Below are 15954 nucleotides of genomic sequence, written 5' to 3' on the forward strand. Positions count from 1 at the left end.
TATGCAACAATGGGCCAGATTTGCAATTCTTGGAGCCATGTTTGTTACCGCATATTTGCTAATTTTGGCTTGGCAAAAAGATTATGGTCATGCGCAAACAACACCGCAACAACCTGCGGCAGTTGTGACTGCACATGATGTATCTGCAGATTTGCCAAATACACAAAATGCAACAGCGGCTTCAGACTTGCCACAAGCAAATGTGACTACATCGCAAGCCACAGAAACACCTTCTGTGACTCAGCAATTGATTTCGGTAAAAACCGATCTTTACCATCTTTGGATCAATCCGAAAGGTGGTGATATTGTCCGTATTGAATTGTTAAGCCATGACGAAAGTAAAGACAGCGAAAAACCATTCGTTATGCTTGAAAGTGATGCGAAACGTACTTACGTTGCTCAATCAGGTTTAATTGGCTTAAATGGACCAGATAGCAGCCGTAATGGTCGTCCAATGTATGATGTGGAAAAAACATCTTATACCTTGGCTGATGCAAAAAGTGTTGCTGCTCAAGATGGGAAAACCAGTCAAGTTTTAACCGTTCCATTGGTTTTTAAAACACCTGAAGGCGTTGAAGTCATCAAGACGTTTACGTTTACGCAAGGTGATTATCCAATTACGGTCAAACATCAGGTGATTAACCGTAGCCAGCAAAACTGGCAAGGTCAAATGTTTGGTCAGTTGAAACGTGATAATTCGGATGACCCTGGCAAGTCTTCGCAAGGTATTTTCACTTTAGGTACTTACCTAGGTGGGGCATGGGGGACACCTGAAGAACATTATAACAAGTTGAAATTTGCGAATTTTAACGATGAAAAGTTGAATGTTGAAGCCAAAGGTGGCTGGGTTGCGATGGTTCAGCACTATTTCGTCAGTGCGTGGATTCCTGGTGATTTAAAACTTACTCAAGCGAATGGTCAGCCTTATACTGCGAAACTAGAGTCACGTCAGTCTGCTGATGGCATGAATATCATGGGCTTTACTTCTCCAGTGATTAATGTACCTGCGGGTACATCAATGGAAGTGGATGCGAAACTTTATTCTGGTCCAAAAATTCAATCTGAGCTTAAAGATTTAGCCGCAGGTTTAAACCAAACTGTAGATTATGGTTGGTTATGGCCAATTGCAAAACTCTTATTCTTGGGCTTGCAATTCTTCCATAACATCATTGGTAACTGGGGTTGGTCAATTATCTTCTTGACGATCTTGGTGAAAGCGATTTTATGGCCACTTTCTTCGAAAAGTTATCGTTCGATGGCAAAAATGCGTGTGATTGCACCTGAAATGCAGCGCATGAAAGAAGAATTTGGTGAGGACCGCATGCGCTTCTCTCAAGAAATGATGGCGTTATATAAGCGCGAGCAAGTAAATCCACTGTCTGGATGCTTACCGTTATTATTACAAATGCCAATCTTCTTAGCGTTGTACTGGGTATTGATGGAATCTGTAGAACTCCGTCATGCACCTTGGTTAGGCTGGATTCAGGATTTATCTGCGATGGATCCATGGTTTATCTTGCCGTTGATCATGGGTGTGACCATGTTTGTGCAGCAAATGTTAAACCCGCAACCGACTGATCCAATGCAGGCAAAAGTATTCCGTATCATGCCAATCATGTTTACGGTATTCATGTTGTTCTTCCCTGCTGGTTTAGTGCTTTACTGGATCGTCAACAACAGTATTACCATTTTGCAACAATGGTTTATTAACAAAGGTGTCGAAAAAGACCGTCTCAACAAGGTTGAGTCAGCGTCTTAATCTCGAACTTTTACTGAATAAATCCGCTTAAGATGGTAATCTTAGGCGGATTTTTCTTTGTCTGTATTAAGGGTGCTTGATTACATCATCCTTGCTTTTTCTAGGTGAATTTAACATGCAACATCAAACCACAATTGCTGCGATTGCTACCCCTTTAGGTCGTGGTGGTGTGGGCGTGATTCGTCTGTCTGGGCCAAAAGCTTATGCGATTGCAGCGCAACTGACGCAAAAAAGTCTTCCTATTGCACGTATGGCTGGTTTTCGTCAGTTCTATGATGCTGATGGTTCCATCATGGACGAAGGGATTGTGCTATGTTTTCCGAATCCTCATTCGTTCACGGGTGAAGATGTCGTGGAGTTGCAGGGTCACGGTGGTCCAGTCATCCAGAATGCCTTGTTGGCACGTTTACTCGATTTGGGTGCGACTGCTGCAAAAGCGGGTGAGTTTTCCATGCGCGCTTTTGAAAATGGCAAGATGGATTTGGTGCAGGCTGAAGCGATTGCTGACTTGATTGATGCGACCTCACAGGCGGCTGCACGTTCTGCGGTTCGTTCATTACAAGGTGTATTTTCAACCAAAATTAATACGGTTTTAGAAAAACTCATTCATTTACGGTTACATGTCGAAGCAGCGATTGATTTTCCAGAAGAAGAAATTGATTTCCTTGCGGATGGTAAGATCTTAGCGCTATTGGATGATGTACAAGACTCGGTTAAAGCGGTACAGCAATCTGCACGTCAAGGACAGCTGTTACGTGAGGGTTTACAGGTCGTCATTGCGGGTAAGCCAAATGCGGGTAAATCGAGCCTGTTAAATGCACTTGCAGGGCATGAGCGTGCGATTGTGACGGATATTGCGGGAACGACTCGAGATGTGTTGCATGAAAAAATCAGTTTGAATGGTTTACCAATTACTTTAACTGATACCGCTGGTTTACGTGAAACAGGTGATATTGTCGAACAAGAAGGGATTCGTCGTGCCATTAAGGAAATTGAACAGGCGGATTTATTACTACTGGTTTATGATTTAAATCAAGGCGATGAACCGTTACAGCTAGCACGTGAATATTTTGCCGATCATCTTGAGCCGAAGCGTTTACTGTTAATTGGCAATAAATGCGATTTAACGGGTCAGGATGCGACTTTAAGTGATTATCAGGGCTTCCGTCATATCAGTGTGTCTGCTAAACAGGATATGGGTGTTGAGGCGCTTATAGATGCGATTACAGCGCATGCAGGCTTTCAGCCAGAGGAAGACACCTTTATTGCGAGAACGCGTCATTTAGATGCAATGAAGCGCACTCAGCGCTATTTGTCTGAGGCGCGTGAGCAGTTGGTGGTGTTTAACGCAGGTGAGTTAGTTGCTGAATCATTGCGATTGGCACAAAATGCCTTGGGCGAAATTACGGGTGATTTTAGTGCTGATGATCTATTAGGTAAGATTTTTGGTTCTTTTTGTATTGGTAAATAAATTTTTATAATTATGAAAAAAGCGTAGATTTTACTCAAACCTACGCTTTTTTATATTTAAGCCTCTTCTTGCTCTTCAGCTTTTTCTTCTTCCTTTACCATGTTGAGTGCAGTTGCAGCGGGAGGTACACCCTCTTGGCGGTTACTTTTCAATTTGATTTGTAAGCGTAATTCATTGACTGAATCTGCATTTCGCAGCGCCTCATCATAGCTAATCGCGCCTTCGTTATAGAGATCAAATAGGGCCTGATCAAACGTTTGCATACCCAATTCACGTGATTTGCTCATAATTTCTTTAAGCACATGGAATTGTCCTTTTAGAATATTATCTGCAATCAATGGGGTATTGAGTAGAATCTCAATTGCTGCACGACGACCTTTACCATCCTCAGTACGAACTAAGCGCTGTGAAATAATGGCTTTCATATTGGATGATAAATCCATCAGCAATTGGTTACGGCGCTCTTCAGGGAAGAAGTTAATAATACGATCTAAGGCTTGGTTGGCGTTATTTGCGTGTAAAGTCCCTAAACAGAGATGTCCTGTTTCCGCAAAAGCAATCGCATGTTCCATGGTTTCAGTATCGCGGATCTCTCCAATCAGAATGACATCAGGCGCTTGGCGTAAGGTGTTTTTCAAAGCGTGATGCCATGAGTGGCAATCAACGCCAACCTCGCGATGCGTAATCATCGATTTTTTGTGCTTGTGTACATATTCCACAGGGTCTTCAACGGTGATGATATGACCTGCTGAATTCTCATTGCGATGATCAATCATGGCTGCTAAAGAGGTCGACTTACCTGAACCAGTACCGCCAACGACCAATACTAAACCACGCTTTTCCATAATCACATTTTTAAGTGATTCTGGTAGTTTTAGTTTTTGAAAGGTTGGAATTTCAGAGGTAATGGTACGAATGACCATCCCGATTTGAAGTTGTTGTTTGAATACATTGACGCGAAAACGTGAAACATTTGGAACATTAATGGCAAAATTACATTCCCATTCATTTTCAAATTCTTGTCTTTGCTTTTCATTCATTAAACTATAAGCAAATAATTTGGTTTTATCAGCTGTTAGAGCCTGCTGTCCCAAAGGTCGCATTAGACCTTGTAATTTAATACTCGGCGGAAAATCAGCGGTTATAAATAAATCAGAGCCACCATATTCCACAACTTTGGTGAGCATATGGAACATAAAGGTTTTGGCTTCTTCTAATAATTCAGCATTGTACATTGATATACCCAGATTTTTTAAAGCATTTAGAATTGCAATTAAGTTGGATGAAACTAAAAACACAGATTTAAGAGAACATATCCTTATTTCTTAAAAATGAAGCAGCGCAATATGACAAAATTGGTGATTACGCTGCTATGAATCTTTGGTTTAGAGAGATGATTTAATTTCGATGAGATTATTCCAAAGATCAACTCTACGATCTACTTGGTTTTAAATTTATAGTAATAATTTCAATATGATGTGATAAAAATTGTCAGCTTTTTACTAAAAATATGCTTTAACTCGTGAACTCCATCAAACTGATTGAAATGAATAGAACGTTCCACGTGAAACATGGGGCGATTGGTTTGATTTTGGTTGTGACTCCGTAAGCTTTGCAGTCTCAATAAATCAGAGTGATTACAATAGCCGCTGATTTTAAAATTGAGTTTGCGTCATGTTAAAGAAAATTGGGATTTTTTCACTGTTAGGCTGCGTCTCTGCTTTCAGCTTTGCAAATGTGGAAACATTAAAAAGCAATTTGAGTAAACAATATCCCAATATTCAAGTTACCAATATTCAGCCTACTGAAATGTCTGGTTTATATAGTGCCAATCTCGATAATCAGATCATTTATTTAGATGAAAATGCCGAGCATATGTTCATCGGATCAATGGTTCGTCTTAAAGATCAAAAGAATCTGACTAAAGATTTAGTGTTAAAGCAGAATTCAATTGATTGGAAGCAACTTCCTCTCAAAGATGCGATCAAAACAGTGAAAGGCAATGGCAAAAGACAATTGGCAATTTTCTCTGACCCTAATTGCCCGTATTGTAAAAAACTAGAGGCAGAGCTGGATAAGCTAAATGATGTCACCATTTACACCTTCATTTATCCATTAAAAACACAGTCAATTGTCGTGTCTAAACAAGTTTGGTGTGAAGCAAATCCTGCATATGCGTGGAAAAATCTATTGCAGAAAAATGTTCAGCCCAAAGCCAAAACTTGTGCAAATCCAATTGATCGTAACTTAGAATTAGGTCGTAAATTGGGGGTACAAGGCACACCTACCTTAATTTTTGGCAATGGCTTAAAAATGGTCGGTGGTCGTAGTGCCGAAGAAATCCAAATGATTTGGAAAGAATTAGAATTATAGAAATTCTCCCAATTCATTGATTAACGATGAATTGGGAGTTTTACTGAGATTAACTTTTCTTGGTTACAAGGTTGTAGATAAATAGAATAATAACGGCACCGATGACTGACGCAATAAAACCAGCCGCTGAATTCTCTCCATATAAACCGAGTAATCGACCACCATAGGTGGCAAGTAATGAACCAGCTATCCCTAATAAGGTTGTTACGATGAAACCTGCTTTATCATCTCCAGGATGTAAAGCACGTGCAATTAAGCCCGCAAAAAAACCAACTACAATTGCCACAATTAGAGACCACATTGTCTTTTCTCCTTGTTTTCACAATGGTATTTATTGTTATCCTGCTTGATAGAGCTTACTTTTGTCTGTAGTGGATTGCCCACTTATGTCGTATTTTTGTGCAACTTGAGTCAAGTTAAATAAATTTTCCAACAAAAAAGGTGCTTTGCAGCACCTTGATTACAACTGACATATTAGCAAAATATAAACCCCAAAAATTTATTTAAAGATTCAATTTGCGAGAGATGTCAAAAGCCCTTAAAGACCAATCTCACCAATAAATGGTAGATGACGATATTTTTGATCAAAGTCGAGGCCGTAACCAACGATAAAGCGGTCTTCAACTTCAAAACCAAGGAATTTTACATCTAAATCAATTTCACGGCGTGATGGTTTGCTGACCAATGTACATAATTCAATTGAATTTGGATTACGGGTTTGCAGAATTTCCATCACTTTACTTAATGTCCGTCCTGAATCGATAATATCTTCAACGACGAGAACATCTTTACCTCGAATTTGACCATCAAGATCTTTTAAAATTTTAACATCACGTGAAGAAACAGTTGTACCGTTTACATAGCTAGATACAGTCATAAAATCGAGTTCATGTGGTTTTTCAATGGCACGGCACAAATCTGCCATGAAAATGACTGAACCACGCAATAAGCCAATCAATACCAGTTCTTTATCACTTTGAGCATAGTGTGCGTTGATTTTATCGCCGAGTTCTTTCACTTTGGCTTGGATCTCTTCACTGGAAATCATTACGCGCATTGCAACAGTCATCGATAGAGTCCTAAAACTTAAAAACAGGAAAAATAAAAAAGGTGTTGACCAGCAACACCTCGAAATCTTGAGTTAATGTGAGAATTCTAAAACAAAATCACACGTCATGCACCTTTTGATGGTGCAGAAAATGTATCATTTTTCGGCGGACGGCTGTCACGTTTCAAAAGAACAGCACAGCCTAAAACCAACAACACCCACCCAAGTCTTTGTTTGGATGTTTGTTTAGTGGGCACTATATGCTTTTTGTCCATAAATATAAGTTGCTTCAATATTACGGTCATCACCCATGGTAAATAGTGCAAATAAGCTATCATCAATCGACTTTGAGCGTGATTGACGCAGTTGTTGTAAAGCTGTTGCTTTGAGGTTGAGCACTACAAAATCAGCTTCTTTACCGATATTAAAGTTCCCTAACTTATCATCTAAGTCTAAGGCTTTCGCGCCACCTAAAGTGGCATGATATAAGGATTCAAAAGCAGAGAGTTTGTCCCCTTGCAGTTGCTGGACTTTATAAGCCTCATTTACCGTTTGTAGGAGACTGAAAGACGTCCCTGCCCCAATATCTGTACCCAAGCCAACTTTAACTTTTTGCTCCCAAGTCTTTTTCAATGGAAATAAGCCACTGCCTAAGAACAAGTTTGAGGTCGGACAGAATGCGATTGCTGAGTCCGTATCATGCATGCACTGCCATTCAGCATCTTCCAAATGAACGCAATGTGCGAAGACCGAACGTTGTCCAGTTAAGCCATAATGGTGATAGACATCAAGATAGCCTTTTTGTTCGGGGAATAAATCTTTCACCCAAGCGATTTCATCTTTATTTTCACTTAAATGGGTGTGCACATAGACATCTGGGAATTGTGCTTTGAGCTGCCCTGCTTTTTCGAGTTGTTCTGGGGTTGAGGTAGGTGCAAAACGAGGTGTAATTGCATACAAGGCACGTCCTTGACCATGCCACTTCTCAATCAGTGCTTTAGAGTCGTCGTAAGCGCTTGCTGCGGTATCACACAGCGCTTCAGGTGCATGACGATCCATCATCACTTTACCTGCGATTAAACGCATTTGATGCTGTTGTGCAGCTTCAAATAGGGCATCGACTGACTCTGGATGAACCGTACAGAATACTAGTGCGGTTGTTGTTCCATTTTTGAGTAATTCATTCACAAAGAATTTAGCGATTTCTTGCGCATAAGCTTTGTCTTGAAATTGGATTTCTGTTGGAAAGGTATATGTATTTAACCAACTGAGCAGCTGTTCGCCGTATGCACCGACCATTTCAGTTTGTGGAAAATGGATATGCGTATCAATCATGCCAGGAATGATCAATTGATCTGGATAATGCTGAATTTCAACGTTTGTAGGTAGTTCAGACTGAGCATCTTCCCAAGCGCCAAACCAACGAATCTTACCTTGTTCAGTGATCATGATACCATCTTCGAGATAGCGAACTTGATCGGCAATTTCTGCGGCTTGAGAAACAATGTTTTTAATATCTAAGAAGCGACCACGAATCACCGTGATAGGAGTAGCCAAAGTCATAACAACCTACAATTTTACTTTTTTCGGTTGATTGTACCTGATTTTGCCAAAGTTACTGGATTATTCGCCTATTTTAAGTGCTTAAAACGTGTATAAATGTGAGTCATTATTTAAATCAATTCATTTGATTTCGGGTTGAATGATTGATCAACACATAAAAAAGGGCCTTCATTGAAGACCCTTTTTTAAATGCTTTGTGATTATTGCGCTTGACGTTTGTTATGACGTATAGAGAGATAAGCCGTAATACTGAGCACAAGGACAATAAAACCGAGTGAAATCCAAATCGGCATGTGGAACACATCGAGCAATAACATTTTCGCACCGATGAATAATAGGATAATCCCCAAGCCATACGGTAAATAATGCATCTTGGTCGCTGCACCTGCGAGTAAGAAGAACATTGCACGTAGACCCAAGATCGCCATTAAGTTTGCGGTTAAAACAATAAACGGGTCACTGGTAACAGCAAAAATCGCAGGGATGGAGTCAACAGCAAAAATTACATCTGAAGCTTCAACAAGGATTAACACCAAGAATAAAGGCGTTGCCCAAAGCACACCATTTTGGCGAATGAAGAATTTATTGCCTTCTAGTTTTGGCGTAATACGCATATGTTTGCGTAGCCATTTAAGCAATTTAATATCTTCGATATTGGTTTCTTCATCTTGTCCTTTGAGGAACTTAAAGCCTGTATAGACCAAGAACGCGCCGAAGATATACAGCACCCATGAAAACTCTTGAACAAACCAAGCGCCGATAAAGATAAAGATAGTTCTTAGAATGATTGCCCCAAGTACGCCGTAAAGTAAAATTTTACGTTGTAGCGCGGGTGGAATCGCAAATGCAGCGAAAATCATCAGCCACACGAAGACGTTATCAATCGCAAGTGATTTTTCGAGTAGATAGCCTGCGAAGTATTCCATGGTTTTTTGGTTCGCTATGGTTGCACCCAGCGTTTGCTGAAGATAGAACCACAAACCACCGCCAAAGAGCATGGCAACCGTGACCCAAGCAATACTCCAATACGCCGCCTGCTTAATTGGAACATCTTGGTTTTGCTTTTGTTTAAAGCCTAAAAAGTCGATCAATAGCATGACAATGACAATGCCAAAGAACGCAACATACAGCCATAAATTGCCGATAGTTTCCATCACAACTCCCTATCTGGCAAATGGACATAAAAAAACCTTGACCAGTTGCCAGATGAATTAATACATCTGTTTCAACATGATCAAGGTCTTGCCTACATCACAAATGATTGTGATGCTCAGAGTCCGACTTTTTGCAAAGTGTAATGACGAAGCTCTGACACCTAAGTATTTGATCTCTTAGGTTTGGAGGAGGCTACTCCCCTTGTCAACAAATTCTGTATGGTATGGATGGTGACATCCAAATATGTGCGTAGAATTACACAAATAAGTGATTTAAGCAAATGTTCAACGCATAAATTTTAAACATGATTTTGTATGATCAGGACAATAGGTAAAACAGCCCAGATCGATTAAGTTATACCTGAAGAGCTTTATTTTGTTTTGAGAAATAAGAAATGAGTGTTGAAAAAATACTAAATAAATCCCTGAAATTGTTTGCCCCTCGTGACCCTGAAGAAGCACATCGTGCTGCTACCCCGTTAGAGCTTTTATTTGATCTTATTTTTGTTGTTGCCATTGCGACTGCTGGGCAGCAACTACATCATGCCATGATTGAGGGGCACTTATGGCATGCTCTGCCGACCTATTGTATGGTGTTTTTTGCTCTGTGGTGGGCATGGATGAATTTTACGTGGTTTGCTTCGGCGTATGACAATGATGACACGCTTTATCGTTGTCTTACTTTTGTGCAAATCGCGGGGTCATTAGTGATGGCAGCTGGGATTCCAGCCGTTTTTCAACAACACAATTTCGATGTGATTATCATTGGTTATGTGATTATGCGATTGGCTTTAGTCACTCAATGGATACGTGTGGCAAAGCATGATCCCGAGCGCAAAGTGACTGCTTATCGTTATGCAATTGGTATTGTATTGGTTCAGTTAGGCTGGCTGATTGGTAATTTTAGCTCTATTCACATGACTACGTGGTTATTTCTCATTCTGGTCTTTTTTGAATTAGCCGTTCCTTTTTATGCGGAAAAGCATGCTGCTACACCATGGCATCCACATCATATTGTTGAACGTTATGGGTTACTGACCATTATTGTATTAGGCGAATCCATCATTGGCAGTTTTGCCGCTACACAGGAAGCCTTTTCGAATCGTGTGATCAATTACCAAGAAGTATTTTTAATTATTGGCGGTTTATTGATGATGTTTGCGATGTGGTGGGTCTATTTTGATCGTAGTCATCATCACCATCAACGCCGTGGTGTGCAGCCATTTTTATGGGGCTATGGCCACTTTTTTATCTTTATCAGTATTGCTGTATTAGGTGCTGCTTTAGCTGCCGCAGTTGATGTTTCAACACAACATGCACATATTTCAAGCCAAATGATGGGATTAATTATTGCGACCAGTTTGGCGGTATACAGCACTTATATTTGGCTGTTTTATGAGGCGTTTTATTTATCAGGATGGAGGCGTTGGGTCTATCCAATTACCGTATTGATCCTGTTTTCGATTCCTTTTTTATTTGCTGATATTGGCTATATCGTTTTTGCAATGGCAGTTATCTATATTCTTCGCCTGATAATTTCTAAAGTGTATTTGATGAATTGTGATGATGAGCTAAGCATTACAACGCATTAAAGCGCTTCTTAATTCGAACTAAAACCAAGTTTAGCGTTTTAATGCGCTAAATTGGTTGGCTCAAAAATTTTCAAAATTTCGTTTCGAAGAAACTGATGGCGAGGATTGCCCCGAACTGTGTCATGCCAATACATGCCCATCTTAATTTTAGGTAATTCGATGGGTAGCGGATGAATATTTAAATTTTCTGCATAATGCAGATGTTTAAGGATACTTTGTGGAATGGTTAGAATTGCATCGGGATATTGAGCAAGCACTTGTAGCGCAGTGGAATAATGCTGACAACGCAAGAAAATTTGCCGCGACAGTTGCTGACGATTGAGATAAATATCTTCAAGCAATAAGCCTGTGCGCCTTGATGATACACCGATATGTGGTGCGGAGAGATAGTGTGATAAATCCATCTGCATTTGCTGTGTACACACCACAAAATGATCATCAATTAAGTTTTCAAACTGTAAATTAGCTTGATACGGTTGCACCAGATCAATCACAAAATCAATTTGTTGAGCTGATAAATCAGCCAGCATATTTTTACGATCCAACTTAGAACTCAGAAATTGAATATCAAGATTGAGTTGGCTGAAATGATGAACTAATTGCGGAAAAATAATTGGTTCAATTTCATCATGTATGGCAATTTTAATGCTTTGCAGCATGCTTGGTACAAAGTCTTGCTGTGGAATTGCAATATTCTGAATCGTGAGCAGCGCATTTTGAATCGGTTGATAAATTTGCTCAGCATACGGCGTTGGCAGCATTTTTTGTCCGCTGCGAACAAACAGTTCATCTTGTAGTTGTGTACGTAATCGCTGTAATGCATGGCTAACCGCAGATTGGCTGATACAGAGTAGTTGCGCCGCTTTGGAAATGCTTTTTTGTTCAAAAATCGCGATGAAAAGCGGGTATAAATTAATATCAATACGATGGAAATGTCCCACTTCTAATGGGTTTGTATTATGAATCTGATTCATAGTTTTGAATAAAATAAAATCATTTCATTCATAATAAATATTCGCTTATGGTGATGTAAAGCAGCGAAGTGTTTTTCGCCAAATTTTTCATTTAGGGAGATGATGATGTTTGCATTATCTGAACGTGCACAGGATTTTATTGCTCGCGCACAGGCATTTATCCAACAAGAAATAGAACCAATAGAAAAAGCATTTTGGGATGAAACACATTGTTTAAATGTCGATGGTGATTGGACCAAATGGCAATGGCCAGCTCAACTTGAACAACTCAAAGCGAAAGCCAAAGCAGCTGGCTTATGGAATATGTTTTTGCCTGATGCAGAACTCGGCGTAGGTTTATCGGTTCAGGAATACGCACATATTGCCGAACTCACAGGACGTAGTTTACTTGCGCCGACCGTTTTTAACTGTAATGCACCCGATAGCGGCAATATGGAAGTGTTATGGCGCTATGGTAGTGAAGCGCAGAAACAACAATGGTTGCATCCGCTATTGAATGCTGAAATTCGTTCAGTGTTCTGTATGACTGAACCTGCGGTTGCATCGAGTGATGCCACCAATATGCAAGCAACGGCTGTGATTGATGGTGATGAAATCGTCCTGAATGGTCGTAAATGGTGGTCGTCAGGTTTAGGTGATCCAAATGCCAAAGTGATTATTTTCATGGCCTATACGCCAGATCCAAGCAAAGATCGTCATCATCAACATTCAATGGTACTCGTACCCATTGATACACAAGGTGTCAGCATTGAGCGAATGCTTCCAGTTTTTGGGGATTACGATGCGCCACATGGACATGGGCAAGTCAATTTTGACAATGTGCGTGTGCATGTCAGTAACTTTATCGGCGGTGCAGGACAAGGTTTTGAGATTGCCCAAGGGCGTTTAGGACCTGGACGTATTCATCACTGTATGCGTTGTATAGGCGCAGCAGAAAAAGCGCTAGAGTTGATGATTGATCGAGGCATGTCACGTAAAGCCTTTGGGAAAGAAATTCTTAAACTCGGGGGTAACTTGGAACGTGTCGCTGAAGCACGCGTGCAAATCGACCAAGCTCGGTTATTGACCCTGTATGCAGCTTATAAAATGGATACTTTGGGGAATATGGCGGCGTTAACCGAGATTTCAGCGATCAAAGTGGTTGCGCCAACTGTGTTGCAAAATGTCGTCAATATGGCGATTCAAATTCACGGTGGTGAGGGTGTGTCACGAGATACTCCACTGACTGCATTCTTTAATCAAGCACGCAGTTTACGTTTAGCTGATGGACCTGACGAAGTGCATAAAGGCATGATTGCTAAATTAGAGTTAAAAAAACGTGGTTATGGTCGCGGATAAGGATATAAGCAAATGACAGTAATTGATGTGGGTGGACAAGTTCGTCACGGTGAAGAACTGGATATTTCTGCGGTTGAAACATGGTTGAAAGATCAGGGTGTCATCTTGCAAGGTCAAGCACAGGTAACCCAATATTCAGGTGGTGCATCGAATTGGACTTATCGTCTTGAATATGACAATGTCGATTTGATTTTGCGTCGTCCTCCTAAGGGAACCAAAGCCAAATCAGCACATGACATGGCACGTGAATATAACGTGCAGAAACATCTTGCACCGTTCTACCCTGTCCTGCCTGAAATGGTAGCATTGTGCCAAGACGAACATGTCATTGGTTGTGATTTCTATGTGATGAAGCGAATTGCAGGCATTATTCCGCGTGCCAATTTACCCAAAGAATTACAACTTGATGAGCCACAGGTGCAGCAGCTTTGTCTCAATGTTTTGGATAAATTGATTGAGTTGCATCAAGTGCCTTATCAAGGTACAGAACTGGAAAAACTTGGCAAAGGTGAAGGTTATTGCCGCCGTCAGGTTGAAGGCTGGGATACACGTTATCAAAAAGCATTAACACCGAATGTGCCTGATTTTGCTTTTGTACGTCAGTGGTTACAGCAGTACATCCCTGCTGACTCTAAAACTTGTGTGATTCATAATGATTGGCGTTTTGATAATGTCATTTTAGATCCACAGCAGCCTACGAAAGTGATTGGTGTATTGGATTGGGAAATGGCAACTTTAGGTGATCCTTTCATGGATTTGGGCAGTGCCCTCGCCTATTGGATTCAAGATGATGATGACGCACTGATGAAATCCAGCCGTCGTCAGCCGACTAACTTAAAAGGTATGCTGACACGTCGGCAAGTGGTCGATTACTATTTGGCAAAAACAGGGTTGAAGCCTGACAACTGGGCATTTTATGAAGTGTTTGGTTTGTTCCGTTTAGCTGTGATTGCTCAGCAAATATATTATCGTTATTACCATCAACAAACTGATAATCCAGCTTTTAAAGACTTTTGGATTATGATCCACGCTTTACATATTCGAGCATTAAAGCTCATTGCAGAAAATAATGTAGAAGCACAGCAGTTGATCCCTGAATATGCAGCAAAATTACAGGATATTTTAAAACGATGAGCACGATTTATTTAGTGCGACATGGGCAAGCCTCGTTTGGGGCTGCAAGCTATGATCAACTATCTGCCAAAGGTGAGCAGCAAGCACAGGTGGTGGGTGATTTCTTTCAATCAACACTAAAACATACTCCGCTTGTGATTGCTGGGTCAATGCAGCGTCATCAACAAACCGCGCAGTTGGCTCTGGCTCAGAGTTTTCAAGACATTGTGGTGCAAACAGAGTCTGCTTGGAATGAGTTTGATCATCAGCATGTGTTTGCTCAGTACGAGCCGCGTTTTAATCAACCTGAATTATTGAAGCAAGATGTCGCTCAAGTTACCAATCCACGTGCCTATCTGGCTAAAATTTTTGATGGCGCGATTGACCGCTGGATTGGAGAGCAATATGACCATGAATATCATGAAACATGGTTAGCCTTTCAGACCCGTGTAGAAACGGCTTTGCAAAACCTTTGTGCCAACATTGATGTAATAGGACACAAACAAGCCGTAGTATTTAGCTCAGGTGGTGTCATTTCAGTGGCTGTGGGCAAGGTCTTGGGATTGAATGCGAAACAGATTTTTGCATTGAATTGGTCGATTGCCAACGCCAGCGTCACAACACTGCGTTGGGTAGATGGTCGTTTGCAATTACTCAGCTTTAATGAGCATCATTATTTAAAAGCACGTGATGCTGAACTTTTAACATGGATTTAAATAAAAATAGGTGGCAGGCATGGCAAAGACAATTTTAATTACAGGTGCAAGTTCAGGTCTAGGTGCAGGTATGGCAAGAGAGTTTGCTGCCAAAGGCTACAATCTGGCGTTGTGTGCACGACGTTTGGAACGTTTAGAAGCATTACAACAAGAGCTGCAAAGTCAGTTTTCTATTCAGGTCAAGATTAAGACGCTTGATGTGACTCATTACGATGATGTTTTTACGGTTTTTAAAGCTTTTCAGCAAGAATTTGGCAGTGTTGATCGCATTATTGTCAATGCGGGTGTAGGTGATGGTCGCCGTATTGGTAAAGGTCATTTTGACGTGAATCGTGCTACAGCGGAAACCAATTTTATTTCAGCACTGGCACAATGCGAAGCAGCGATTGAAATCTTTAGAGCACAAAATAAGGGGCATTTGGTGGTGATTTCTTCGATGAGTGCGATGCGCGGCTTGCCAAAGCATTTATCGACTTATGCCGCAAGTAAAGCAGCTGTTGCGCATTTGGCAGAGGGCATTCGTGCCGAGTTGTTGCATACACCAATCAAAGTCTCGACGATTTTCCCTGGTTATATTCGTACTGAGCTAAATGAAGGTGCGAAGAAGTTACCGTTTGAGGTGGATGAGAAAACAGGGTCTAAGGCGTTGGTGAAAGCGATTGAGAAAGAACCTGTGAAGGCCTATGTACCGCAGTGGCCGTGGCTGCCAATGGGCATTGCAATGAAGATTTTGCCTTTGAAACTTGTGAATAAATTGAGTTGATTGCCATTAAAATGGATTAGATATATCTCTAATTGGCAAGATTTCACAGCCTCATAATATAAGCTGAATCATTAACATATTTGGATATAG

General features: G+C 40.8%; 14 protein-coding genes. 8 read left to right on the forward strand and 6 right to left on the reverse strand.

The window, feature by feature from the left end; genetic code table 11:
* Position 1: 1 nt before the first annotated feature.
* Both yidC and mnmE read left to right on the forward strand, forming a co-directional pair.
* Positions 2–1759, forward strand: coding sequence for a membrane protein insertase YidC (gene yidC, locus ACT4_RS10675; RefSeq protein ID WP_004882236.1), 1758 nt, complete (start codon positions 2–4; stop codon positions 1757–1759).
* 115 nt (positions 1760–1874) lie between these two features.
* The gene (gene mnmE / locus ACT4_RS10680) at positions 1875–3230 is read left to right on the forward strand and encodes a tRNA uridine-5-carboxymethylaminomethyl(34) synthesis GTPase MnmE (RefSeq protein WP_007482157.1); all 1356 of its coding nucleotides are present in this window, start codon (positions 1875–1877) and stop codon (positions 3228–3230) included.
* A 56-nt stretch (positions 3231–3286) separates the two neighbouring features.
* Here the strand turns inward: mnmE and ACT4_RS10685 are convergent, their stop codons facing one another.
* Positions 3287–4465, reverse strand: coding sequence for a PilT/PilU family type 4a pilus ATPase (locus ACT4_RS10685; protein ID WP_007482159.1), 1179 nt, complete (start codon positions 4463–4465; stop codon positions 3287–3289).
* 439 nt (positions 4466–4904) lie between these two features.
* On the opposite strand from ACT4_RS10685, the gene ACT4_RS10690 reads away from it, so the two are divergent.
* Positions 4905–5603, forward strand: coding sequence for a DsbC family protein (locus ACT4_RS10690; protein ID WP_007482161.1), 699 nt, complete (start codon positions 4905–4907; stop codon positions 5601–5603).
* A gap of 49 nt (positions 5604–5652) precedes the next feature.
* Here ACT4_RS10690 and ACT4_RS10695 read toward each other — a convergent pair whose 3' ends face one another.
* From ACT4_RS10695 to ACT4_RS10710, 4 genes are all read right to left on the reverse strand, one after another.
* Positions 5653–5904 (reverse strand): GlsB/YeaQ/YmgE family stress response membrane protein, encoded by a 252-nt coding sequence (locus ACT4_RS10695; protein WP_004882229.1) that lies wholly within the window; start codon positions 5902–5904, stop codon positions 5653–5655.
* A gap of 237 nt (positions 5905–6141) precedes the next feature.
* Positions 6142–6672 (reverse strand): hypoxanthine phosphoribosyltransferase, encoded by a 531-nt coding sequence (gene hpt / locus ACT4_RS10700; RefSeq protein WP_007482163.1) that lies wholly within the window; start codon positions 6670–6672, stop codon positions 6142–6144.
* Positions 6673–6897: 225 nt separating this feature from the next.
* Entirely contained in the window at positions 6898–8214 is a 1317-nt protein-coding gene (gene guaD, locus ACT4_RS10705) for a guanine deaminase (RefSeq protein WP_007482165.1), read from the reverse strand.
* A gap of 200 nt (positions 8215–8414) precedes the next feature.
* The gene (locus tag ACT4_RS10710; RefSeq protein ID WP_007482166.1) at positions 8415–9368 is read right to left on the reverse strand and encodes a TerC family protein; all 954 of its coding nucleotides are present in this window, start codon (positions 9366–9368) and stop codon (positions 8415–8417) included.
* Between the two features lie 395 nt (positions 9369–9763).
* Between ACT4_RS10710 and ACT4_RS10715 the strand changes: the two genes are divergently transcribed.
* A complete protein-coding gene (locus ACT4_RS10715; protein ID WP_007482167.1) occupies positions 9764–10960 on the forward strand; it encodes a low temperature requirement protein A in 1197 nt (398 codons plus the stop codon).
* 38 nt (positions 10961–10998) lie between these two features.
* Here the strand turns inward: ACT4_RS10715 and ACT4_RS10720 are convergent, their stop codons facing one another.
* Positions 10999–11934: a LysR family transcriptional regulator gene (locus ACT4_RS10720; protein WP_007482169.1), complete on the reverse strand. Its 936-nt coding sequence runs from the start codon at positions 11932–11934 to the stop codon at positions 10999–11001.
* A 105-nt stretch (positions 11935–12039) separates the two neighbouring features.
* On the opposite strand from ACT4_RS10720, the gene ACT4_RS10725 reads away from it, so the two are divergent.
* The 4 genes from ACT4_RS10725 to ACT4_RS10740 are packed head-to-tail and all read left to right on the forward strand — an operon-like array spanning position 12040 to position 15864.
* The gene (locus ACT4_RS10725; protein WP_007482170.1) at positions 12040–13272 is read left to right on the forward strand and encodes an acyl-CoA dehydrogenase family protein; all 1233 of its coding nucleotides are present in this window, start codon (positions 12040–12042) and stop codon (positions 13270–13272) included.
* 12 nt (positions 13273–13284) lie between these two features.
* Positions 13285–14406, forward strand: coding sequence for a phosphotransferase family protein (locus ACT4_RS10730; protein WP_007482172.1), 1122 nt, complete (start codon positions 13285–13287; stop codon positions 14404–14406).
* The gene (locus tag ACT4_RS10735) at positions 14403–15101 is read left to right on the forward strand and encodes a histidine phosphatase family protein (RefSeq protein ID WP_007482174.1); all 699 of its coding nucleotides are present in this window, start codon (positions 14403–14405) and stop codon (positions 15099–15101) included. Before ACT4_RS10730 ends, ACT4_RS10735 begins: the two co-directional genes overlap by 4 nt.
* A 19-nt stretch (positions 15102–15120) precedes the next feature.
* The gene (locus ACT4_RS10740; protein ID WP_007482175.1) at positions 15121–15864 is read left to right on the forward strand and encodes an SDR family oxidoreductase; all 744 of its coding nucleotides are present in this window, start codon (positions 15121–15123) and stop codon (positions 15862–15864) included.
* Positions 15865–15954: the final 90 nt, after the last annotated feature.

Origin of the sequence: Acinetobacter sp. NBRC 100985, assembly GCF_000241225.1 — a bacterium.
Lineage (GTDB): Bacteria > Pseudomonadota > Gammaproteobacteria > Pseudomonadales > Moraxellaceae > Acinetobacter > Acinetobacter venetianus.

What these genes read in the sequence shown, in the direction of transcription:
- yidC (WP_004882236.1), top strand. Translation starts at nt 2, where the DNA reads ATGCAACAATGGGCCAGATTTGCAATTCTTGGAGCCATGTTTGTTACC.
- mnmE (WP_007482157.1), top strand. Translation starts at nt 1,875, where the DNA reads ATGCAACATCAAACCACAATTGCTGCGATTGCTACCCCTTTAGGTCGT.
- ACT4_RS10685 (WP_007482159.1), bottom strand. Translation starts at nt 4,465, where the DNA reads ATGTACAATGCTGAATTATTAGAAGAAGCCAAAACCTTTATGTTCCAT.
- ACT4_RS10690 (WP_007482161.1), top strand. Translation starts at nt 4,905, where the DNA reads ATGTTAAAGAAAATTGGGATTTTTTCACTGTTAGGCTGCGTCTCTGCT.
- ACT4_RS10695 (WP_004882229.1), bottom strand. Translation starts at nt 5,904, where the DNA reads ATGTGGTCTCTAATTGTGGCAATTGTAGTTGGTTTTTTTGCGGGCTTA.
- hpt (WP_007482163.1), bottom strand. Translation starts at nt 6,672, where the DNA reads ATGACTGTTGCAATGCGCGTAATGATTTCCAGTGAAGAGATCCAAGCC.
- guaD (WP_007482165.1), bottom strand. Translation starts at nt 8,214, where the DNA reads ATGACTTTGGCTACTCCTATCACGGTGATTCGTGGTCGCTTCTTAGAT.
- ACT4_RS10710 (WP_007482166.1), bottom strand. Translation starts at nt 9,368, where the DNA reads ATGGAAACTATCGGCAATTTATGGCTGTATGTTGCGTTCTTTGGCATT.
- ACT4_RS10715 (WP_007482167.1), top strand. Translation starts at nt 9,764, where the DNA reads ATGAGTGTTGAAAAAATACTAAATAAATCCCTGAAATTGTTTGCCCCT.
- ACT4_RS10720 (WP_007482169.1), bottom strand. Translation starts at nt 11,934, where the DNA reads ATGAATCAGATTCATAATACAAACCCATTAGAAGTGGGACATTTCCAT.
- ACT4_RS10725 (WP_007482170.1), top strand. Translation starts at nt 12,040, where the DNA reads ATGTTTGCATTATCTGAACGTGCACAGGATTTTATTGCTCGCGCACAG.
- ACT4_RS10730 (WP_007482172.1), top strand. Translation starts at nt 13,285, where the DNA reads ATGACAGTAATTGATGTGGGTGGACAAGTTCGTCACGGTGAAGAACTG.
- ACT4_RS10735 (WP_007482174.1), top strand. Translation starts at nt 14,403, where the DNA reads ATGAGCACGATTTATTTAGTGCGACATGGGCAAGCCTCGTTTGGGGCT.
- ACT4_RS10740 (WP_007482175.1), top strand. Translation starts at nt 15,121, where the DNA reads ATGGCAAAGACAATTTTAATTACAGGTGCAAGTTCAGGTCTAGGTGCA.